At 54.0% G+C, this 20,382-nt stretch carries 21 protein-coding genes; 13 read left to right on the forward strand and 8 right to left on the reverse strand.

The features are described from left to right. The first annotated feature begins 32 nt into the window (after positions 1 to 32). The 5 genes from ED901_RS06595 (at position 33) to add (ending at position 5,257) form a co-directional block, all read left to right on the forward strand. On the forward strand, positions 33 to 1,217 hold the full coding sequence (locus ED901_RS06595) for a MalY/PatB family protein (RefSeq protein ID WP_122095371.1): 1,185 nt from the start codon (positions 33 to 35) through the stop codon (positions 1,215 to 1,217). Between the two features lie 282 nt (positions 1,218 to 1,499). Continuing rightward, positions 1,500 to 2,027: a hypothetical protein gene (locus ED901_RS06600; protein ID WP_240993879.1), complete on the forward strand. Its 528-nt coding sequence runs from the start codon at positions 1,500 to 1,502 to the stop codon at positions 2,025 to 2,027. A gap of 162 nt (positions 2,028 to 2,189) precedes the next feature. After that, positions 2,190 to 3,443 carry a PAAR domain-containing protein gene (locus ED901_RS06605; RefSeq protein WP_122095372.1) on the forward strand — a complete coding sequence of 418 codons (1,254 nt, stop codon included), beginning with the start codon at positions 2,190 to 2,192 and terminating at the stop codon, positions 3,441 to 3,443. 29 nt (positions 3,444 to 3,472) lie between these two features. Continuing rightward, positions 3,473 to 3,910 carry a hypothetical protein gene (locus ED901_RS25055; protein WP_162997822.1) on the forward strand — a complete coding sequence of 146 codons (438 nt, stop codon included), beginning with the start codon at positions 3,473 to 3,475 and terminating at the stop codon, positions 3,908 to 3,910. Positions 3,911 to 4,258: 348 nt separating this feature from the next. Beyond that, positions 4,259 to 5,257, forward strand: a complete 999-nt coding sequence (add, locus tag ED901_RS06610) for an adenosine deaminase (RefSeq protein ID WP_122095373.1) — start codon at positions 4,259 to 4,261, stop codon at positions 5,255 to 5,257. Between the two features lie 64 nt (positions 5,258 to 5,321). On the opposite strand, the gene ED901_RS06615 is transcribed toward add, so the two are convergent. From ED901_RS06615 to ED901_RS06630, 4 genes are all read right to left on the reverse strand, one after another. Continuing rightward, positions 5,322 to 6,332 carry a bile acid:sodium symporter family protein gene (locus tag ED901_RS06615; protein ID WP_056777287.1) on the reverse strand — a complete coding sequence of 337 codons (1,011 nt, stop codon included), beginning with the start codon at positions 6,330 to 6,332 and terminating at the stop codon, positions 5,322 to 5,324. Between the two features lie 60 nt (positions 6,333 to 6,392). Continuing rightward, entirely contained in the window at positions 6,393 to 7,436 is a 1,044-nt protein-coding gene (locus tag ED901_RS06620) for an oxidoreductase (protein WP_056777292.1), read from the reverse strand. 156 nt (positions 7,437 to 7,592) lie between these two features. Beyond that, positions 7,593 to 8,615 (reverse strand): LacI family DNA-binding transcriptional regulator, encoded by a 1,023-nt coding sequence (locus ED901_RS06625; protein WP_056777380.1) that lies wholly within the window; start codon positions 8,613 to 8,615, stop codon positions 7,593 to 7,595. Between the two features lie 196 nt (positions 8,616 to 8,811). Further along, positions 8,812 to 9,237 carry a CopD family protein gene (locus ED901_RS06630; protein WP_122095374.1) on the reverse strand — a complete coding sequence of 142 codons (426 nt, stop codon included), beginning with the start codon at positions 9,235 to 9,237 and terminating at the stop codon, positions 8,812 to 8,814. A gap of 200 nt (positions 9,238 to 9,437) precedes the next feature. Between ED901_RS06630 and ED901_RS06635 the strand changes: the two genes are divergently transcribed. Both ED901_RS06635 and ED901_RS06640 read left to right on the forward strand, forming a co-directional pair. After that, complete coding sequence (locus ED901_RS06635) at positions 9,438 to 10,031, forward strand: TetR/AcrR family transcriptional regulator (protein WP_122095375.1); 594 nt, start codon at positions 9,438 to 9,440, stop codon at positions 10,029 to 10,031. Next, complete coding sequence (locus ED901_RS06640; protein ID WP_240993880.1) at positions 10,028 to 10,942, forward strand: DMT family transporter; 915 nt, start codon at positions 10,028 to 10,030, stop codon at positions 10,940 to 10,942. The genes ED901_RS06635 and ED901_RS06640 overlap by 4 nt, the downstream gene beginning before the upstream one ends. 58 nt (positions 10,943 to 11,000) lie before the next feature. On the opposite strand, the gene ED901_RS06645 is transcribed toward ED901_RS06640, so the two are convergent. The 3 genes from ED901_RS06645 to ED901_RS06655 all read right to left on the reverse strand — a co-directional run bounded on the left by ED901_RS06645 (position 11,001) and on the right by ED901_RS06655 (position 13,355). Next, positions 11,001 to 11,531, reverse strand: coding sequence for a chorismate mutase (locus ED901_RS06645; protein WP_122095376.1), 531 nt, complete (start codon positions 11,529 to 11,531; stop codon positions 11,001 to 11,003). A gap of 80 nt (positions 11,532 to 11,611) precedes the next feature. Beyond that, on the reverse strand, positions 11,612 to 12,448 hold the full coding sequence (locus tag ED901_RS06650; protein ID WP_056777310.1) for an AraC family transcriptional regulator: 837 nt from the start codon (positions 12,446 to 12,448) through the stop codon (positions 11,612 to 11,614). Positions 12,449 to 12,587: 139 nt separating this feature from the next. Next, positions 12,588 to 13,355 carry a phytanoyl-CoA dioxygenase family protein gene (locus ED901_RS06655; protein WP_122095377.1) on the reverse strand — a complete coding sequence of 256 codons (768 nt, stop codon included), beginning with the start codon at positions 13,353 to 13,355 and terminating at the stop codon, positions 12,588 to 12,590. Between the two features lie 330 nt (positions 13,356 to 13,685). Here ED901_RS06655 and yahO point away from each other — a divergent pair, with 330 nt between their 5' ends. The 4 genes from yahO (at position 13,686) to ED901_RS06675 (ending at position 17,113) form a co-directional block, all read left to right on the forward strand. Continuing rightward, positions 13,686 to 13,964, forward strand: coding sequence for a DUF1471 family periplasmic protein YahO (gene yahO / locus ED901_RS06660; protein WP_056777315.1), 279 nt, complete (start codon positions 13,686 to 13,688; stop codon positions 13,962 to 13,964). Positions 13,965 to 14,167: 203 nt separating this feature from the next. Further along, complete coding sequence (locus ED901_RS06665) at positions 14,168 to 15,166, forward strand: LLM class flavin-dependent oxidoreductase (RefSeq protein WP_056777318.1); 999 nt, start codon at positions 14,168 to 14,170, stop codon at positions 15,164 to 15,166. A gap of 10 nt (positions 15,167 to 15,176) precedes the next feature. After that, positions 15,177 to 15,737 carry a GNAT family N-acetyltransferase gene (locus ED901_RS06670; protein ID WP_056777321.1) on the forward strand — a complete coding sequence of 187 codons (561 nt, stop codon included), beginning with the start codon at positions 15,177 to 15,179 and terminating at the stop codon, positions 15,735 to 15,737. Between the two features lie 32 nt (positions 15,738 to 15,769). Then, positions 15,770 to 17,113: an LLM class flavin-dependent oxidoreductase gene (locus tag ED901_RS06675; RefSeq protein ID WP_122095378.1), complete on the forward strand. Its 1,344-nt coding sequence runs from the start codon at positions 15,770 to 15,772 to the stop codon at positions 17,111 to 17,113. Between the two features lie 73 nt (positions 17,114 to 17,186). Here ED901_RS06675 and ED901_RS06680 read toward each other — a convergent pair whose 3' ends face one another. Continuing rightward, on the reverse strand, positions 17,187 to 17,843 hold the full coding sequence (locus ED901_RS06680; RefSeq protein ID WP_056777328.1) for an FCD domain-containing protein: 657 nt from the start codon (positions 17,841 to 17,843) through the stop codon (positions 17,187 to 17,189). Between the two features lie 188 nt (positions 17,844 to 18,031). On the opposite strand from ED901_RS06680, the gene ED901_RS06685 reads away from it, so the two are divergent. Both ED901_RS06685 and ED901_RS06690 read left to right on the forward strand, forming a co-directional pair. Beyond that, the gene (locus tag ED901_RS06685) at positions 18,032 to 19,525 is read left to right on the forward strand and encodes an ABC transporter substrate-binding protein (protein WP_122095379.1); all 1,494 of its coding nucleotides are present in this window, start codon (positions 18,032 to 18,034) and stop codon (positions 19,523 to 19,525) included. Further along, the gene (locus ED901_RS06690; RefSeq protein WP_056777336.1) at positions 19,522 to 20,382 is read left to right on the forward strand and encodes an ABC transporter permease; all 861 of its coding nucleotides are present in this window, start codon (positions 19,522 to 19,524) and stop codon (positions 20,380 to 20,382) included. The genes ED901_RS06685 and ED901_RS06690 overlap by 4 nt, the downstream gene beginning before the upstream one ends.

Below are 20,382 nucleotides of genomic sequence, written 5' to 3' on the forward strand. Positions count from 1 at the left end.
CGCCCTTTTCAGCTTTCTTCAGGGAGTGAAAAATGACTTCAACTTCTTTCGATTTCTCCACCGTGGTGGATCGCCACGGCAGCTGGTGTACGCAGTGGGATTACGTCGCTGACCGTTTTGGCAGCGCTGATTTACTGCCCTTCACCATCTCCGACATGGATTTCGCCGCCGCGCCGTGCATTCTCGAAGCCCTGCAAAAACGTCTGCAACACGGCGTCCTCGGCTACAGCCGCTGGCAGCACGACGATTTCCTCGGCGCGGTTGCGCACTGGTATCAGCAGCGATTCAACAGCCAGATCGATCGCGACATGGTGGTATACGGCCCGTCGGTGATTTACATGGTGGCGCAACTGATCCGCCAGTGGAGCCAGCCGGGCGACGGCGTGGTGACCTTCACCCCCGCTTACGACGCATTTTTCAAAGTGGTGGAAGGCAATCAGCGCACCATGCTTTCCAGCCCGCTGACCAAAAAGGGCAACGACTGGGCGCTGGATGCCCGCCAGCTGGAAACGCTGCTGGCACAGCCGACCTGCTCAGTGCTGCTGTTATGCAGCCCGCACAACCCGACCGGAAAAGTCTGGACGCGAGCAGAGCTGACGCTGATTGCTGAACTGTGTGAGCGCCACAACGTGCGGGTGATCAGCGATGAAATCCACATGGACATGGTCTGGGGCGACAATACGCATACGCCATGGAATGAAACCGGCCGTGGCGTATGGGCGCTGCTGACTTCCGGCTCGAAAAGCTTCAACATTCCGGCGCTGACCGGCGCTTACGGGCTGATCAGCCACAAAGCGCAGCGCGATGCCTACCTGCATCAGCTCAAAGCCTGCGACGGCTTATCCTCTCCGGCAGTGCTGGCGATCCACGCTCACGTGGCTGCTTATCAGGCCGGTGAACCCTGGCTGGATGCGTTGCGCAACTATTTGCAGGGCAATCTGCGCTATGTGGCCGACAAGCTGAATGCCGCGTTCCCGGCCCTCAACTGGCAGCCGCCGCAATCCACTTATCTGGCGTGGATCGACCTGCGCCCGCTGGGCATTGACGACAAACTGCTGCAAAAAGAGCTGATCGAACATCAAAAAGTCGCCATCATGCCGGGATATACCTACGGTGAAGAAGGCAACGGTTTCCTGCGTCTCAATGTCGGCTGCCCGCGGTCGAAAGTTGAAGCGGGAGTTGAAAAATTAATTAGCGGTATCAAAGCATTACGGTAAGCGCTTCCCCCTGCGAAGGGGGAGGCAAGTAATACTAATCCTCTGTTTTATAGGAATATAAATAAACCGGTATAAAGTTATATCCTGTTTTTTGTTCTGCATGAAATTTATCTAAACAATGCATTACACTCTCCTTAAACCGCTTTAAATGCAGAAGACTTATTCATTTCAGTAATTTTTCAAACAAATCTTAAGTAATCGTTAGATAGAAAAATGACATTATACCCACAGTAAACATAAGCGTATATTTTGATTTCTAAAAAACAACTTAGGAAACTCAAAATGGAAAAACGTTTGTACTTCTATTCTCCGGGCGATAATTTTTATATTGCACCATTGACGCTTTTTGTAGTTGCAAAACATTCTGTGCGGGAAAACGGTATTCACTGGCTCGAACCTATTTGGAAAGCCGGGCCAAGCGGTGAAGATAATGGTTTATCTCTTTTTACTTCTAAACTTGATGCTTATATCTATGCGATTACCTTGAATGAATATGATAAAGGGGGATGGGCTGCATACAGCTTTTCTGATATAAGCGTCACTGAAATGATGATTGATGTTGCTACGATTCAAGATAAATATTCAATACACATTAATTTTGGATTTGCTGTAGATAACGAAGGAAAAGTGTTATGCCCTAACGAGGCGTTAATAACAAAAGGATTTGTTATGTCATTCCCGCATGAAAAAGGAAGCTCTGCCTTGAGTCCAATTACTTTAAAATTTAGCAAGGAATTATTTAAAGAAATAAATGAGTATTGGGTCCTACATTATCGAGACTATTGTAAAGATTTAAACACTCAAAACTAAATAAGCAATTCGGATATGCATTCTTTTGCCTCGATAGCCATATCCAAAATGGTGATAACAACAGAAAATGGACGAAGTGTCTTTGATCGTGTATCTCGATTCTCTATAAATAAGAATGAGTGGATTATTTCTATCTAACACTGACAAGTGAGTTTAAAGAAAATGGCAATTGGATATTTCATAAGGTTCGGCGATAAAACATCATGTGGCGGTCGAGTTTTGGGGGCAAGTAGTAACATCACTCACCACGGGCTAAACGTTGCGAGGATGTACGATCCTGTGAGTTGTGGAAAAAATCCGGGTATTTTTAGAATTAGCGGCGGTATACAAAATTATACAGCTTATGGGACACCCTGCGCCGGTACACTGAACAGCATCAGCACTTGCCCCTGTAGAGCGAAAATATTCGCAAGTGAATTCTCCTCTGTATATGAGTTTATTGAAAAGCCCCCACTGCAACATGCGCAATCTGTTAAATCTCCAAATCATTTATCAAATTATACTACCGGTGAGCAATCAGATTCAGTATATATTTCAGATTATCCCGCAACACTGATAAACACTCACCCTATACCAGATCAACACTTACGCCAAATGCTTATAGCAAAAGCGTCAACATGCATGTTGATAACGCTAACTGAAAGCGTAGATGTACTGTCAAGCTGGGGGGCGATCAAAAGCGGATGGGTTAGCATTACACAGTCAGAGGTAGGCAAAGTTACTGTGAATTATGGCCTCAACGCGAAAGATTTTATTACCACAGGTTTACTAATAAATAAACTAGGGGGGTTCGGTATCAAAGCTACAGTATTCGTAAACGAAAAAGGTACTGAACTAATAAAAATTTATGGCTATCCGGGAGTAAGAAAAATTCTTAATGCCCCTGTATTCGCGCTAAAAAACCCAAAGGTAATATCGTTGGGAATCGGAAAATATGGAATAAGCAATGTAATAAAAGAGGGAGGATTACTAACCATCTATGTAGCTGCCGCATACAGAACAATAGATTTTATTTTAAATGATGAAACATCTCTAGCTACTTTCATCGGAAGCCTCGCCACAGACGTTGTTAAGGTGGGGATAGTATCAGGAGTAAGTTGGGCAGCCAGTTCGGCTCTTAGTTTTCTGCCTTTCATCGTAGGGCCGCTTGTTATCGTTGTTGCAACAAGTGTACTTGTAACAGTTATTTTGAACAGTTTAGATGATAAATATGGTATAACTGAAAAAATTATTGATTATATAGAATCAGCGCAACAAGAATTTGTGAGCAAGGCCAGGGAATTTGAAAGTGAAGTATGGGATCTAGGGGGAATGTATGTCGAAGGAAAATTAAAAAAAGGAGCAAAAGTCATTGAAGGTGAAGTTATAAAATATTTGAAGAATAGTATTAATGATATTACACCTAGAATTTTTTAACTATCATTGGAATTTTTTGAGGTTATTACGTGAATAAAAAGTTGAATAGGACAAGTAAAGTTAGTAAAACTCAGTTGTTTTTTGGTTGTCTATTATTGCTAACCTTAAGTTTTTCATCTTTATATTTTGGCATTTCAGTAGCCATTGAATATATATATCCAAAACAAGTTGTCTTATTCGACTTTGGCTTTTTTTCATTCGCAATATGTGGCGGCCTGACGATACTCGCAATACTGTTAGCATCAGTCAGCGAAAAAACACAGAGCATGGCGAAAAAATATGGTAAGCAACTATTCATTTTTTTTATTTTTTATATGCTCTCTGCATTAATATTCACTCTAATATTTACAGTTAAATATCCAAAATTTTTAGAAAAAAATGGTTATATCAATTGTGATACTGTGACCCGCACAGTCATTGGCACGAGCAGATATGCTTTAAACGAAAAACTGTGCGAAAGAAACTAGTTTAAAAAACGAACCACTTTAATTTAATGTGTTGTGTAAAAACAAAAATATTGCATAACCCATTGTTATAATCCATTATTTTTTAAAAACATCCGGATATCGATGATAGTTACGGCTAATTTTTTTCAAATAAAATTTTGTAGCCGCCATGGCCGTCCAGGTAATGCCTGACGGCCATGAGTTTGGTTTGAAGAGTGTATTTCATATGAACTCCGAATGAAGGTTAAAAAGTCCAACATTCTGGGTTCAGTTCATTGCCGGGGAGGCAGCAAAACCAAAACCTTCCTTGTTGCGCAACTAAATCCAGTTATAATGCCCCGCACATTTCAATAATAATGAGTGCACACCATGATCGACACACGCCTTCCCCTCACTGATATCCACCGCCACCTTGATGGCAACATTCGCGCTCAAACCATTCTCGATTTAGGTCGTCAGTTTAATATGACCCTGCCTGCTGACGAACTCGACGCCCTGCGCCCGCACGTGCAGGTGATGCACGCGGAACCGGATCTGGTCAGCTTCCTGCAAAAACTGGACTGGGGCGTGAAAGTGCTGGGCGACATCGACGCCTGCCGTCGCGTTGCTAAAGAAAACGTGGAAGATGCCGCGAAGGCCGGTTTGCATTACACCGAGCTGCGTTTCTCGCCGTACTACATGGCGATGAATCACAATTTGCCGGTTGCCGGCGTGGTGGAAGCGGTGATCGAAGGGATCCGTGAAGGGCAAAAAAATCATGATATCGATGTGCGTCTGATCGGTATTCTGAGCCGTACTTTTGGTGAAGATGCCTGCGTGCAGGAGCTGGAAGGCCTGCTGGCGCACCGCGACGGTATTACCGCGCTGGATCTGGCCGGTGATGAACTCGGTTTTCCGGGCAGTCTTTTCCTCAGCCATTTTAACCGCGCGCGTGATGCAGGCTGGCGTATTACCGTTCACGCCGGTGAAGCGGCAGGCCCTGAAAGCATCTGGCAGGCCATCCGTGAACTGGGCGCTGAGCGTATCGGCCACGGCGTGAAAGCAGCGCAAGATCCGGCGCTGATGGATTTCCTGGCGAAGCACCAGATTGGTATCGAATCCTGCCTGACCTCCAATATTCAAACCAGCACCGTGGCGTCGCTTGAGCAGCACCCGCTGGCGACGTTCCTGCGTCACGGCGTTCTGGCATCGATCAATACCGATGACCCGGCGGTTCAGGGCATTGAGATCGCCAACGAGTACAACGTTGCCGCGCCAGCCGCGGGCCTGACGCAAAATGAAATCCGTAAAGCGCAGGAAAACGGCCTGACCATGGCCTTCCTGACCGATGCGGAAAAACAGGCAATCCGCGATAAAGTCTCGGCGTAACCGTTTCTGACTCCATAAAAAAGGGCGAGAATGATTCTCGCCCTTTTGTCTTTCTGTCAGCCGGTTACGCTGATGTCACGTCTTCTTTTTTCACCTGTGCAGCGGCGTCTTCACGCGCCACGCGTCTGGCATAACGCGAGGCCAGCACCGCGCACACCATCAGCTGGATCTGGTGGAAAATCATCAGCGGTAAGACCATCGCCCCGACGGCTGCCGCCGGGAACAACACGTTCGCCATCGGGATCCCGTTCGCCAGGCTCTTCTTCGACCCGCAGAAGACAATGGTGATTTCATCTTTGGTGTTAAAGCCAAACAAGCGCGCCACAAACGTATTGATGATCAACACAATGGTCAGCAGCACAATCGAGCAACCCAGCACCGCCAGCAGTGACCAGCCGTCAATCTGATGCCAAATCCCTTCCACTACCGCCGCGCTGAAGGCCACGTACACCACCAGCAGAATGGAAGAGCGGTCGGTCACGTTAACGATTTTCTTATGTCGCTGCACCCAGCCCCCGATCAGCGGACGGCACAGATGCCCGATGATGAAAGGTACCATCAGTTGCAACACGATCGACCCGATGGCATGCAGCGTATCGCTGGTGCCGCCCTGCGTATGCATCAGCAGGCCCACCAGCACCGGCGAAAGGAAAACACCGAGAATGCTGGAGGCGGACGCGCTGCAAATGGCCGCCGGAATATTCCCGCCCGCCACCGAGGTGTAGGCGATGGCCGACTGCACGGTGGCAGGCAGCGCGCAGAGATACAGAAAACCGTAATACAGCGTCGGGGTTAAAATCCCCACCGGCACCAGCCATTTCATCCCCAGCCCCAGCAGTGGGAACAGTGCGAAGGTGCTGAGGAAAACGACAACGTGCAAACGCCAGTGGCCGATCCCCGACATGATCGCTTCGCGGGACAACTTCGCGCCGTGCATAAAGAACAGCAGCGCGATGGCCGCGGTGGTCAGGTGTTCGAAGATCGTTTTGTAAATCCCTTCACAAGGAAAGAACGACGCGACCACCACCACACAGATCAGAATCAGCAAAAACTTATCGATTTTTAACCAGGACATGGACCTTCCTTGCCAGATAAACAGGTGCGGTTAACACCTCGTGAAAATAACAACGGCGACTTATTTTTTGACGTTCAGCGTCGCGCGTTGCTCAGAAGATTGCATACCCAGTTCGATCAGTTCCATCACGCGGATAGCGTCGCCCGCGGGCACCGGATTTTCACCCTGGCCGTTAATCGCATCACGCACACCGGCGTAATAGGCCGGATAGTTGCCCGGCAGGGTCAGCAGCGATTTTTCCGCCAGCACGCCGTCATGGCTCAGCGTCACCACGCCATCGCGCATGTCGTAACCCCAGTCAGCCTGCGGCAAACGCTCACCCGCTTTCAGACGATCTTCCTGAGGATCCAGCCCGAATTTCACATAGCTGCCTTTTTCGCCCTGCACGATAAAGCGCGCCGTTTCTGCCACGGCGTAGACGGTGCTGTGCAGCACCACGCGACGGCGCGGATAGGTCAGCACGGCGTTGAAATAATCCACCGCTTTACCGCCGGGGCGCAGCACGGCCAGATCGGCCTGTAAGGTGTCCGGCGTACCGAACAACTGCAATGCCTGATCCAGCAGATGCGATCCTAAGTCATACCAGATGCCGCTGCCCTGCGCCGCGCTCTCACGCCAGCGTTCCAGCACCTGCGGTTTGTAACGATCGTAATGCGATTCGAAATAAACGATATCGCCGAGAGATCCTTCGTTGATCAGCGTTTTCACGGTCAGGAAATCGGAGTCCCAGCGGCGGTTATGGAACACCGACAGCACTTTGCCTTTTTCACGCGCCAGCGCATCCAGCTCGCGGGCCTCTTCCAGCGTGACGGTAAAGGGTTTATCGACGATAACGTGCTTACCCGCTTCCAGCGCCAGTTTCGCCAGCGGGAAGTGCGTGGTGTTTGGCGTGGGGATCACCACCAGATCGATATCCGGATCGGCAAACACCTTCTCAGGGGAATCCACTACCCTGACCTGCGGCCATTCTGCATGCACTTTTCCGGCATCACTGCTCGACACCACGGCCAGTTCCAGACCCGGTGTGCCGTCGATCAGCGGTGAGTGGAAGGTTTTGCTGGCGAAGCCATAACCGATGAGGCCAACCCGCAGAGTTTGAGACATAGTATTTTCCTTTTGTTAACGGTCTTGCCCGTCAGGATGCAATGTGTCTGATTTGACACCAGGATAAGGTGGCGAACAAGTTAAAATTACGTTTTCTAAAGGTGATAAGCCGCTGTGATGCAGGCTTAAATCCCCGCGAGATATTCCCTGATGGCCTTATGCGGATTCGCGGATCACCAGCGAATAGCCGAGATCCACCACGCTTTCCGCCACCGGAATGCCTTCGATTTTATCCGCCAGCATCCGGGCCGCCTTCACCCCGAGTTCCCACTTATCCACGCTGACGGTGGTGATCGCCGGGCGGTTATGGGCAGCAAAATTCAGATCTGCGAAGCCGATAACCGACAGATCGCCCGGTACCCGCAGCCCCTGCGCTTCCGCCTCCATAATCGCGCCCTGCGCCAGCGTGTCAGAACTGCAAATGATGGCATCGAAACGTTTACCGTCCGCCATCATCTGACGCAGCGCATTGCGCCCGACTTCCATATTGGCCGGACGGGACACAATCAGCTCTTCAATCTCATGCTCAGGCCGGGTGCGCAACACCGCCTGCGCACCCTTTTTCCGCACTATCGCGCGGCGGTCAGAGGCACAGATAAAGCCGAAGCGGGTGAAGCCTTTATCCAGAAAATACGCGCCAATCGCGTTGCCGACTTTTTCATGGGAGAAGCCAATCAGCATGTCGATGGGGGTGGGCGTTAAATCCCAGATTTCAACCACCGGAATATTGGCGTTGAGAATAATGCGTTTCAGTTCTGAGGTGTGATGAATACCGGTGAGCACGATACCGTCCGGGCGGCGGGAAAGCAGTGTCGCCACAATGTCCGTTTCCGCCTCCGGCTCGTAGCCGACAATGCACAGCAGCATGTGGTAACCGCGCAGCGCCAGTTCATCGCTTATCGCCTGCACGGTATCGACAAACATATTGTTGTTAATCTGCGGCACCACCACGGCGATGAGCTTGGTGCGGCTGGTCGCCAGCCCGCCGGCCAGCATGTTGGGGATGTAGCCGGTAATATTCACCGCGTCCATCACGCGGGAGATAGTCGCCGGTCGCACCACTTTTGGGTTATTCAGCGCCCGGCTCACCGTCATCGGTGACAGACCGGCTTCTTTCGCCACATCTTCGAGCGTGGCAGAACGGGTTCGATTCTTATAGGTTTTTTGGGTGTTATTCAAAGCATTGCCCACTGTTTTCGGGTGTCAAAAATTAGAATGTTTGCGCAATCATTGCCAGTTTCTCACAGCGCCGCCAGCGGGTTAAGCTGAAAATGTTTAGTGTTTGTTACGAAATTGATGCCAATAAAAAATCCACGTCTGAGCGTGGATTTTTTATTGCCGGTTAAGGCCGTTTTAGCCGGTCACTGCCGCGCCGTTAAAAGGGTCTGATTACCGCTAACACCCCGATCACTACCACGGCCACCACGATAATTGCCGACGCCTTACCTAAAATGGCGAAGTTTTTGGTCGGCTGGCCGGTTGCACGGCGGCGAAGTTCACCGGAAAGCATGCCGTGAAGGGCGGAAAGCCCCACCACCACCAGCAGTTTGATCAGCAACCAGGCGTGCGGGAATTTGCCGTAACTGACAATCATCCAGACACCGGCGATCCACAGCAGAAGCATTGCCGGGCTGGTGACGCAGCGGTTCCATTTGCGCACATAGCCGAGCAGCGCCGTCTGGCTGGCCTCCTGCGCCGCCGCGTTGCCGGTGACCGCGAAAACCATCGCCATCCCCATCATTCCGCCAATCCACAACACCCCTGCAATAACGTGTACGGCATTCAGCCACTCATGAAACATGTTTTATTCCTTCTGAAAGTTAACGACATATTGCTCTGCCGGACAGAACCAACCTGCTGTCTGCAAACGGCTTTTACCGGATTATGTCTCTTTCCCCCAGTAAAGGCACGGTTAACCCGCCCACTTTGACCCTTTCGTTTTTCGCCACCAGTAGGTAGACTGGTATACATACTGCTTACTCACCCCGAAGGAATTGCGCCATGCCAGTCTCCGATTCTCCCGCAGAAAGCGCCCGCGACCGCCTGCTGGGCGCGGCCAGAGTGTTGTTTTACAACGATGGCATCGCCGCGACGGGCATTGATGCCATCGTCAAAAAAGCCGGTGTGGCCAAAAAAAGCCTCTACAACAATTTCGAATCAAAAGCTGAACTGGTGGCCACGTACATTGAGATCCGCCACGACGAATGGCTGATGCTCTACAGCCGCCGTCTGCAGCAGACTTCTGACGCCAGAGAAGGTGTGCTGGCGGTGTTTCTGGCGTATGAGGATCACGCGGAATTCGCCTATGAGCGCGGCTTTCGCGGTTGCGGATTACTCAATGCCGCCGCGGAGTTACCCGCCGGTGCCCCCGGCAGAACGGCGGTGCGCGGGCACAAAGAACAGGTGGAATCGATTCTGACTGCCCACCTTCTCACCCTGCTTGACGGCGATGAACCCAAAGCACAGCGGATGGCGCGTCACTTCTCCTTCCTGCTCGAAGGGGCCATGTCCCGCGCGGGGCTTGAAGGCAACGGCGACTGTGTCCGGCAGGCCATGGCGATGGCAGAAGAGATGATGGAGGCGACGCAGGCATGAATCCCGCTGAACGTATGTCAGGCATGGGCGGCGTACTGATCGCCGCACTGTTGTGGGGAACCACCGGAACGGCGGCGACCTTTGCGCCGGGCGTCAGCGCCGTTGCCATCGGTGCGGTGGCGATGGGCGTTGGCGGCATATTACAGGCGCTGATCGCCCTGCGGGGCATTGCCCGTCACCGCGCCACGCTGCGCCATCACTGGCGGATGTTGCTGACCGGTGCGCTGGCGGTGGCGGTGTATCCTCTGGCGTTTTATGCCTCCATGCATCTGGCGGGGGTGACGGTCGGGACGGTGATTTCTATCGGTTCCGCCCCGCTGCTGTCTGCACTGATTGAATATGGTCTTGACGGACAACGCCTGACGCGCCGCTGGATGACCGGCGCGGCGGCGGGTGTCGCAGGCATGGTGCTGCTCTGTCTGGCCGAAAGTGCTCACTCCTCCTCCACGGCGCAGCAGTCAGAGGTGATTACCGGCATTGCGCTCGGGCTGCTGGCCGGTCTGACCTACGCCCTTTACTCCTGGGCGGCGCGTCATCTGATGCAGCGCGGCATTCCTTCGCGCACCGCCATGGGGGCGACCTTTGGCTTCGGCGGAATAATGCTGATGCCGGTACTTTTTGCCACCGGCGCGCCGCTGCTGGCCTCATGGAATAACGCCGCCGTCGGCATTTACATGGCGCTGGTCCCGATGTTTATCGGCTATCTCTATTACGGCTACGGGCTGGCGCGCATTCCCGCCAGTATGGCGACCACCATTACGCTGCTCGAACCCGCCGTTGCGGCGGTGCTTGCCGTGGTGATAGTCGGCGAAAGGCTGCCCGCTCTCGGTTGGGGGGGGATTGGCCTGATCGTCGCCTGCCTGCTGTGGATCACGGTGCCGGTGAAGAGACGCAGGCTGGCGCAGGCGTAGAACAAGAGACGGGGGAATGGCAGCGAAAAGTGCGCCATTCCCGCCGGGTTGAGGGGTTTTACTTAGGTTTAATCATTCCCAGTGAATCTGCCAGGCGCTGTTTATCGGCATTACTCAGGTGCGGCGCGTTGAGCAGGCTGACCATCCGCGCACGCTCTTCCTTGCTGAATCCTCCGGCATTCAGTTGCTGGCTGAGCGTGTCGAGGATCAGTTTGTCGTACTGTGAAATCCGTTTTCTGACGTCCGCCAGATCGGCCGGTTTCCACTCAGGTTCCGGCTGCGACAGCCAGTCCGCCAGATAGCGGTACTGAATGGCTTTCGCTGCATCCATTTGCGCCTGAATAAACGGCGCGACCGACTGAGCGTCCACACCCGCTTTCCCCGCCTCTTCCTGAGCTTCGGCCAGCACTTTCTGTTCCCTGACCAAATCCTCAACCGGTAAATGATGGGCCGCTTTATACCCCGCCACATCTTTCATCACCGCCATGCGCTGATTCATCGCTGAAGCCAGAGAAGTCGCCGCATCGGGGCTGGCGAAAGCCGAACTGGCCATGCAGAACAAAGATAAAAACAACACGAGCTGGTGCATCACTCATTCCTTATCATTACGGGTTAAAAAAAGTAGCATAGACCCGCAATAATATCGCAGCGTGACAATATGCAAAAAAATCAGGGCAACTGGCTCAGCCATTGGCTGCGGTATTGCGAAGGGGATCGCGCAGTGCTTTTGCGAAACACACGGCAGAAATAATTGCTGTCCACAAATCCGCAATGACTCGCGACTTCTTTAATTTTCAGCTCGTAGCCCTTCAGCAGCAGTTTCGCCCGCTCCAGACGCACGTGATTGAGGTATTCGCTAAAGCCGATATCGCCGGATTTTCTGAACAGATGTGACAGGTAATTGGGGGTGATATGGAAGCGTTTCGCCACGTTTTCCCGCGTCAGCGGCAGCGAAGCGTTTTCATCGATGTATTTTTTCACCATCTCAAACAGTGCGCCGCTGCGGGTCAGCACCTGGGCCCGGTTGGATAACTGCTCAAGGCAATGGCTCAGCAATCCGGCCACCACGCAGCGGGCCGTTTGCTGATCGTCGGGAAGAGAAACGCTTTCATTCATGGCCTGCAACAGGAAGGATCCCACGCGCGGGCCGAGGCGCGGCACGCTCTGTTTGTCGGTGCCGGTGAAGGCCTTGCCATCCCAGAATTGCAGGCTGAAACCCAGTTTTTCTTTGCTGAACAGAATACTCAGCAACACAGCCGGGCGGTCCCATACCGTCAGATTCCACTTCCCGCCGGGGATATAAACGGCGTCCCCCTGCCTGAGCAAACCCTTGTCGCGGGTGATACTGCGATCATGCACCTCACCTTCGACCACAAATTCGATACGCGGAAAGCTCACCACACAGGCCAGCTCCGGAGGCGGCTGGGAGTTATCCGGGAACCGCACCACCGGGGCACCGCTGCCGGACACCGATCGGAAAAGGGTTTCAATGACGTCAGTCAGCATGTGAGCCTCCGGGAATTTCCTTTTACCATAACATACCCGTAACAACTTCGATGTTATGCCGGTGGCGGACTCTGTGACCCTGCGCAAATTGCCAAAAAAAAGCCCGACCTGCCGGCCGGGCGTTTCACTCCGTCAGACGTCACAGCACGTCGAGTAACCATTTCTGCGCAGGTGTCAGACGGCTGGCCGTTTCAGGCTTCAGCCACTTGCGCTGATCCTGCTGCTGCATATCGTCACGGTCGATATACAGACTGTGCAGCACCCGGCGGCGTGTGCCGAGGGTGTTATTGGTGCCGCCATGCCAGGCGTGCGCGTTGTAAATCATGACACTGCCTGCGGGCGCTTCAAACATCACTTCATCAGGATGCGGCAGCGCGGGGTCGGCCAGCACCTCTTCCGGCAGCTCCGGGCGATGGTGCGTGCCGGGAATGATACGCGGCGCGCCGTTGGCAGCACTCAGATCGTCAATCGCCACGATGGCATTCACCAGGTGCACTTTTGGGAAATCCGGGCGCGGTTTTTTCCAGTCTGCATGAAGCGGCTGATGCCCGCCGTGGTGCAACGCTTCCCGTCCGTTCAGGCTCGACACCTTGAAGGCTCCCTGAAAGATATGGCGGCAGACAGAAAGGATCAGCGGATGCGCCCAGACTTTTTCCCACACGGTGCCTTTGTTAATCATGTTAGCGATACGCGTCGCGGTGGCTTCCTGATGGTGTTCCACCGCCAGATTATCGCCCTCTTTTTCCACCAGAGAATCAAAGGCACTGCGCATATCTTCCAGCCAGTCTTTGTCGATAACATCATGAATAACCACATAACCTTTCGTCTCCAGCTCATCGAGTTGCGCCGGTGACAACGTCTGATTTGCGCCCAGCGCGGTGAGATACTGTTCCGTTGAAATGTTCATGTTTTGCCTCGTCAGTTAACGTTTGCGTAACATCAAACTACGGGGAAAGAAGCAGGAAAAAACGATGAAAATCCTACGGAGATCTGGATTTTTGTGGGATCGGAAACGGAATGTGAGATAGCGCGCCATGACGGCTTTTGCCTGAAACAGAGCGGGAAGCGTTTAAAATTTTAGTTTTGCATTGAAATTACTCACAACGTCATCTACACCTTAGTGAGGTATGAACTTGTTGTTTACAGACGGGTTTATTACTTAACAGGGTTATTATAAACAGGCGTAGGGCTAGCCAGGTTTCGTCAATTACTGGGCAATTCTCAATCTGAGGCTGACATGAAAAAATACAATGTGTTGCTGGCTGTGGCTTTGACGGCGTTTATCTCTTCCAGTGCTTTTTCCGCAGAACTGATGAAGAAAGTGGATTTTGAAAAAGTGGCGTCTGAATACACCAAAGTGGGTTCAGTGACGACGTCCAATAAAACTTCTCAGTCCGGCGCTATCGAAGACCTGTCGAAAAAAGCCGATAAAAAAGGCGGTGACGTCTTCGTCTTAACCTCCGGCAATACCAATAATAAGATCCATGGTACTGCGGACGTTTATAAGAAAAAGTGATTTTTAAACGTTAAAACCGGTTTTCTTAACATGCCCATTTCATGATGGGCATGTTATTTTTTGCGTCTTATGAAATATTCCCCGCCAGTCTGCTTTCTAATCTCATTTCCCGCACTTAAATAGCAACTATTGTTGTTTTACATCCCTTCCCCCTGAATCCAATAATCCTTGTTAACAACGTGTTTCGAAAACAAGGGAAAGCGATGGGATACCGTTTAAGTTTGCTGGAAAAAAGTCCGCTGGATGACCACGAAGATGCAGCCGGTGCGCTCAGACGCACGCTGGAACTGGCGCAAAAAGCTGAACGCTGGGGCTACCACCGGTTCTGGCTGGCGGAGCATCACAATACGGACAAACTGGCGATCTCCTCGCCTGAAATTGTCATCGCCTGGATCCTGGCGCATACCCGGCAACTGCGGGTCGGTTCCGGTGGCGTGATGCTGCAACACTACAGCCCGTTCAAGGTGGCGGAGAATTTCAATCAGCTGGCCTCGCTGGCGCCGGGACGGGTTGATCTCGGTATCGGCAAAGCGCCGGGCGGATTGCCACTTTCCACCCACGCGTTGCAGTACGCCGTCGATCCTGCCCGTAAAGGCGATTTTGCCGAACAGCTTCGCCAGCTGGATGACTGGCTGTCGGTGCCGGTCAGAGGGCATGGCGATGACCGCCTGTCTGTGACGCCGCAACCGCCGCAGCCTGCCTCACGCTTTTTGCTGGGTGCCAGTGAGCAAAGCGCGCGGCTGGCGGCGAGCCTCGGCTGGAACTTCGTTTTCGCCGCCCATCTGAATGCCGACGAGCGCGATATTTCACGCGCCCTTTCCGCCTATTCGCATGACAGCAACGGCAGGCGCGCCCTGCTGGCCGTGCCGGTGATCGTGGCCGACACGGCGGCGAAAGCGGCCAGTCTGGTGGATAACAGCCAGCGATACCGCGTGACCGGCAGCGACGGTCAGAGCGTCAACGTCGGCAGCTTGGAACAGGCCGAGCTGTACGCGCGCCAGTCTGACGCCGCGTCTCATGAAATTGAAGAGCGCAAATCCGCCGTGCTGCACGGCACCGGCGAGGAGGTTCATCAGCAACTGGAGGCGTTGCAGGCGAAATACGGCATTGAGGAATTTGTGATAGACACCCCGCTGGCACAGCCGCAGGCGCGCCTGCGTTCTCTCGAATTACTCGCCACGTCCAGCGTGGCGCTGGCCTGAGGATCTGAACATGAGCCAAGGTATTCGTCTTGCCCGTGAGTCCGACGCAGCAGCCCTGCACAGCCTGCTGCAAAAGGCCTACGCGCCGCTTCTCGAGCACAACATTCACTTCACCATTACCCGCGCCAGCGTGGAAGACGTGCGGCAGGTTATCCGCAGTGAAACCACTTATGTTTTGGAAACCGATGCCGGGCTGACCGCCACCCTGACCACCCGCTTTCCGTGGACACCGGCAAAAAATCATCTTGCCCCCTGGCCTTTTGTGCACTGGTTCGCGGTGGCCGAACAGGCGAAGGGCCAGGGTTTTGGCCGCGAAATTATCCGTCACGTCGAAGAAACGTTTTTACGCGATACGCTGAAATCCCCCGCCGTGTATCTGGCTACGGCGATCAGACACCCGTGGCTGACAGATCTCTATTTGCGCCGTGGCTACGAGCCGTTTCATACCGCGACCAATCCGCTGGGCGTCGAGCTGGTGTATCTGCGTAAAATTCTCGATCAGCAGGCATTCGACGTACAGGAAAATAAGCCACAGGTTCGTTCACTCACTGAATTACGCGCGCCGGTTTAGCGCCGCCCGGTTAAATCAATAAGGAATTCACAATGAGCCACAATAAATACCTTCGTCTGGGTGCCATTATTCAGGGCGCATCGGGAAATATGTCGGCGTGGCGACACCCTGACGCCGTCGCCGACGCCAGTATTAATATTCAGTTCTGCCAGCAATTAGCGCAAAAAGCCGAACAGGCTAAATTTGATTTCTTATTTGTTGCCGACGGGCTTTTTATTACTGAGAAATCAATCCCGCATTTTCTTAACCGTTTTGAGCCGATAACCCTGCTTTCGGCGCTGTCGCTGGTCACCGATAAAATTGGTCTGGTGGCGACCCTTTCAACGTCCTACAGCGAGCCGTTCACCGTTGCGCGCCAGTTTGCCAGCCTCGATCATCTGAGCGGTGGCCGGGCGGGCTGGAACGTCGTCACCTCCCCGCTGGAAGGCTCGGCCAAAAACTTCTCCCGTGACAAACACCCGGAGCACGACGAACGTTACCGCATCGCCAGTGAGTATGTCAGCGTGGTGAAAGGGCTGTGGGATTCGTGGGAAAAGGATGCGTTCGTGCGTAACAAAGCCAGCGGCGAATTCTTCGCTTCCGAAAAATTACACACGCTGAATCATCAGGGAAAATACTTCTCGGTGCAGGGCCCGCTCAACGTCGGGCGCTCACCGCAAGGCCGTCCGGTGGTATTTCAGGCCGGCGCGTCTGAACAGGGCAAAGCCTTTGCCGCCGAAGCGGCTGACGCGATTTATACCCGTCAGGAAACGCCTGAACTGGCCCGCGCATTCCGCGAGGATGTCCGCCGTCAGCTGGTGGAAAATGGCCGCAACGCCGACGATATCCGCGTGTTCCAGGGCATCAGCGTGATTATCGGGGACACGGTCAGCGAGGCTGAGCGTCAGTATCAGGAAACCGCGCAGTTAGTGACGCTGGAAAGCGCGCTGGATTACCTCGGGCGTTACTTTGAGCATTACGATTTCAGCCAGCACGACCCCGACGCGCCCTTCCCGGACATTGGCGATCTGGGCCAGAACAGCTTTCGCAGCACCACCGACGAAATCAAACGCAATGCGCACGCACGCGGGCTGACGCTGCGTCAGGCGGCACTGGAAGCCGCCACGCCACGCCCGACGTTCCTTGGCACGCCTGCGGATGTCGCCGACGGGCTTGAACACTGGTTTACCTCCGGCGCCACTGACGGCTTTATCGTGCGCGGCGGCACGCCGACGGCATTTGACGTCTTTGCCGACCAGGTGATCCCGCTGTTACAGGCCCGCGGGGTGTACCGCACGGAGTATGAAGGGAAGACGCTGAGGGAAAATCTGGGGTTAGCGGAGCCGGAAAACCAGTTTGCGGCGCAGGCCGCACAAGAGGAAATTGCCACCGCCTAAGGTTCAGCCAGACAGGTGATCACCGTCCCGTCTGGCTTTTGTTCATTCCCGCAACCCGTTTATGCCCAGCCTCTCAGAAATAGTGCTTTTCCAGAATGGCAGAACCGTCATCAATGGATTTATGAATCAGTTTTACGCAGCGTTTGCTGTCACCCGCCTCTAACGCCAGCAGCAGCTGATCGTAATTGTGCTGGCCCTGTGCCATGTGCGCCGATTGCGGATAAAGATAGTTAAAACACGGACCGATTTGCACCCAAAGTTGTTCAATCAGCGCCGTCAGCGTCGGCATACCGGCGATGTCATACAACGCAAAACGAAACTCGCGGTTAGCCTGTAACGCCTCTTCCACGTTATTCACCACTTTCGCCGCCATAAATTGGGCATTCAGCGTTTTCAGCTGCGTCAGGCAGGCAGGCGTTGCCCGCTCGCAGGCCTGAGACACCGCCAGACCTTCGAGATTTTTACGGATCAGCGTGATTTCCTGATAACGCGTCAGCGCGATTTTAGGCACCAGAAATGCCTGCGCAGGCGTGGCATCCAGCGCGCCCGCAGACACCAGCCGCAGCAGTGCCTCGCGCACCGGCGTGACGCTGGTGCCCAGTTGCGCCGCAATCTCTTTCGTGACCAGACGCGCGCCGGGCTTGAGGATGCCGACGATCAGCGCCCCTTTCAGTTTGGCTTCGACCTGCATGGTTAAACTGACACGCTGCGCTTTTTCCATCTCAAACATGTGACATTTTCCTTTAGCAAAAATATGGCTTTTCTTTTGCGGTTTAATCCGTAGCTTGCCAAAAATACATTATATAGGATATATCATGTATTGAGGAGTTGAACATTGCTTGTACGTTTTCTGTGACGCCGGACGTCACGTTAATTCCGTCAACTTTGCTGGCGGCTTCACTTTGGGAATGACCGTAGATGAAAATACCTGCCTTTAAGCTGGCTTCGCTGGCTGTGTTGATGAGCCTCATGACGCCGGTAGCCTTCGCTTCCGAACTGGTGATTGCCCAGACAACTTCCGCAACCGCGATGGATCCCGGTTTCCTTAAAGAGCCTGCCACGCTGGTAGACAACCTGTTTGACACGCTGGTGCTGCGCGATGCCAACATGCAGTTGCAGCCGGGTCTGGCCACCGCATGGAAAGCCCTCGATGACACCACCTGGTCGTTTACCCTGCGTCCCGGTGTAACATTTTCTGACGGCGAACCGGTGAATGCGCAGGCGGTGAAATTCTCTATCGATCGCATTCTCGATCCGGCCAATCACTCACCGACCATTTCGTATATCCGCACGATAAAATCCGTTGAAGTCAGCGGCGATCTTGAAGTGAAAATTCATACCACCGGCCCGGATCCGCTGCTGCCAACCCGCATGAGCCGCTACCCGACCTACATTGTACCGCCAGCTTATGTCACAAAAGTAGGGGCGGCTGAATTTGCCCGCAAACCCGTGGGCTCCGGCGCGTATATTCTGAAAGAATTTGTCCCGGATGAAAAAGTCGTGATGCAGGCCAATGCGGATTACTGGCGCGGCAAGCCCGCAATCGATACCGTCACCTGGCGCCCGATCCCGGAAGCCACCGCGCGCATTACCGCCCTGCTGACCGGCGAAGTTCAGCTGGTGGATGGCGTACCGGCTGATCTGGTGCCAGCGCTGAAAAACAAGCCGGGCGTTCATCTCGAACAGGTTAAAAACGGCGGCCTGACTATCTATCTCGGGCTGAAAAACGATCAGAAACCGCTTAACGACGTGCGCGTGCGTCAGGCGCTGTCACTGGCATTGAACCGCACCGCGTATACCCGCGATCTGCTGCACGGATTTGGCACGCCGACCGGCACCATGGCCGGGCCGAAAGATTTCGGTTATCAGGCAATACCCGCCCCGGCGCAGGATATCGCGAAGGCCAAATCCTTGCTGAGCGAAGCCGGTTACCCGCAAGGGTTCACCCTGCGCTTCCAGGCACCGCGCCGTTACATTGCCAGCGCCGACGTGGCACAGGCCATCGTGCAGGATCTGGCCGCCATCGGGGTGAAAGCCGAGCTGGAAGTGCCGGAGTGGTCGGTTTACACCCAGCAGGTTGCCGCACAAAAACAGGCACCGATGTACATGCTGGCGTGGGGTTCAACGCAAACGCTCGATGCCGACGCCGCGCTTTACCCCATTCTGCATTCCGGCGAACCCTATTCGACCGTCAGTTCACCGGAGCTGGATGCCTTACTCAACAGCAGCCGCCTGACCGTCGATCCGGCCCGCCGTGAGAAAATCCTGCAACAGATTCAGGACGTGGTGGCACAGCAGCAACCGCTGATCCCGCTGTACAAAGAAGATGCGTTGTACGCGAGTGCCGACAACCTCACCTTCAGCGGCCGCGCCGATGCCCGTATCCCGCTGTTTGATCTGAGGCTCAAATGATTTCACCGCGACAGGCTTTGCTGAGAAAACCCCGCCGCCGTTTTTACGGTGACGGCGTCCTCGGCGGACTATTGCTCCTGCTGGTGATCGTCCCGGCGCTGCTCGCGCCGTGGCTTCCTCTGCCCGATCCGCTGATTAACGATCTGGCGGCGGCGTTCTCGCCTCCCGGCAGTTCGGGCTCAGCGGGCGCGCACTGGCTGGGCACCGATCAGCTGGGTCGCGACCTTCTTTCCCGCATTCTCTCCGGCACCCGCCTCTCGCTGATGGTGGTGATGCTGGCGGCGGTGATCGCTGCGCTGATCGGTTCCGCACTCGGCATGATCGCCGGTTACGTCGGGGGCTGGCTGGACGCGGTGATCATGCGCCTGATGGATATCCAGCTCGCCGTGCCGTTCATCCTGCTGATCCTGCTGGTGATGGCGCTGTTCGGCGCAACGCTCAGCAACATTATTGTGATCATGGGCGTCACCAGTTGGGCGATTTACGCCCGCGTGGCACGGGCGAAAACGCTGGAAATCCGCGAACTGGAGTACATCGAATCCGTGAAAGCGATGGGATTCTCCACGCCGCGCATTTTGCTGCGCCACGTGTTACCCAATCTGATGACGCCGCTTATCGTGCTGCTGACGCTGGATATTCCCCGGCTGATTGTTCTGGAGGCGTCAATTGGCTTTCTCGGCATGGGCATTCAGCCTCCGACGCCGACCCTTGGCAATCTGATCGGCGAAGGCCGTTCTTACATGCTGCTGGCGCAGTGGCTGGTGCTGTATCCCGGCCTGGTGATTGCCGCGCTGGTGATCGGCTGCAATTTGCTCGGCGACAGCCTGCTGCGCAAAACCCACACGAGGCTCGACTGA

The sequence above is a fragment of the Rahnella sp. Larv3_ips genome, assembly GCF_003697865.1.
Classification (GTDB): Bacteria; Pseudomonadota; Gammaproteobacteria; order Enterobacterales; family Enterobacteriaceae; genus Rahnella; species Rahnella rivi.

What these genes read in the sequence shown, in the direction of transcription:
- ED901_RS06595 (WP_122095371.1), top strand. Translation starts at nt 33, where the DNA reads ATGACTTCAACTTCTTTCGATTTCTCCACCGTGGTGGATCGCCACGGC.
- ED901_RS06600 (WP_240993879.1), top strand. Translation starts at nt 1,500, where the DNA reads ATGGAAAAACGTTTGTACTTCTATTCTCCGGGCGATAATTTTTATATT.
- ED901_RS06605 (WP_122095372.1), top strand. Translation starts at nt 2,190, where the DNA reads ATGGCAATTGGATATTTCATAAGGTTCGGCGATAAAACATCATGTGGC.
- add (WP_122095373.1), top strand. Translation starts at nt 4,259, where the DNA reads ATGATCGACACACGCCTTCCCCTCACTGATATCCACCGCCACCTTGAT.
- ED901_RS06615 (WP_056777287.1), bottom strand. Translation starts at nt 6,332, where the DNA reads ATGTCCTGGTTAAAAATCGATAAGTTTTTGCTGATTCTGATCTGTGTG.
- ED901_RS06620 (WP_056777292.1), bottom strand. Translation starts at nt 7,436, where the DNA reads ATGTCTCAAACTCTGCGGGTTGGCCTCATCGGTTATGGCTTCGCCAGC.
- ED901_RS06630 (WP_122095374.1), bottom strand. Translation starts at nt 9,237, where the DNA reads ATGTTTCATGAGTGGCTGAATGCCGTACACGTTATTGCAGGGGTGTTG.
- ED901_RS06635 (WP_122095375.1), top strand. Translation starts at nt 9,438, where the DNA reads ATGCCAGTCTCCGATTCTCCCGCAGAAAGCGCCCGCGACCGCCTGCTG.
- ED901_RS06640 (WP_240993880.1), top strand. Translation starts at nt 10,028, where the DNA reads ATGAATCCCGCTGAACGTATGTCAGGCATGGGCGGCGTACTGATCGCC.
- ED901_RS06645 (WP_122095376.1), bottom strand. Translation starts at nt 11,531, where the DNA reads ATGCACCAGCTCGTGTTGTTTTTATCTTTGTTCTGCATGGCCAGTTCG.
- ED901_RS06650 (WP_056777310.1), bottom strand. Translation starts at nt 12,448, where the DNA reads ATGCTGACTGACGTCATTGAAACCCTTTTCCGATCGGTGTCCGGCAGC.
- ED901_RS06655 (WP_122095377.1), bottom strand. Translation starts at nt 13,355, where the DNA reads ATGAACATTTCAACGGAACAGTATCTCACCGCGCTGGGCGCAAATCAG.
- yahO (WP_056777315.1), top strand. Translation starts at nt 13,686, where the DNA reads ATGAAAAAATACAATGTGTTGCTGGCTGTGGCTTTGACGGCGTTTATC.
- ED901_RS06665 (WP_056777318.1), top strand. Translation starts at nt 14,168, where the DNA reads ATGGGATACCGTTTAAGTTTGCTGGAAAAAAGTCCGCTGGATGACCAC.
- ED901_RS06670 (WP_056777321.1), top strand. Translation starts at nt 15,177, where the DNA reads ATGAGCCAAGGTATTCGTCTTGCCCGTGAGTCCGACGCAGCAGCCCTG.
- ED901_RS06675 (WP_122095378.1), top strand. Translation starts at nt 15,770, where the DNA reads ATGAGCCACAATAAATACCTTCGTCTGGGTGCCATTATTCAGGGCGCA.
- ED901_RS06680 (WP_056777328.1), bottom strand. Translation starts at nt 17,843, where the DNA reads ATGTTTGAGATGGAAAAAGCGCAGCGTGTCAGTTTAACCATGCAGGTC.
- ED901_RS06685 (WP_122095379.1), top strand. Translation starts at nt 18,032, where the DNA reads ATGAAAATACCTGCCTTTAAGCTGGCTTCGCTGGCTGTGTTGATGAGC.
- ED901_RS06690 (WP_056777336.1), top strand. Translation starts at nt 19,522, where the DNA reads ATGATTTCACCGCGACAGGCTTTGCTGAGAAAACCCCGCCGCCGTTTT.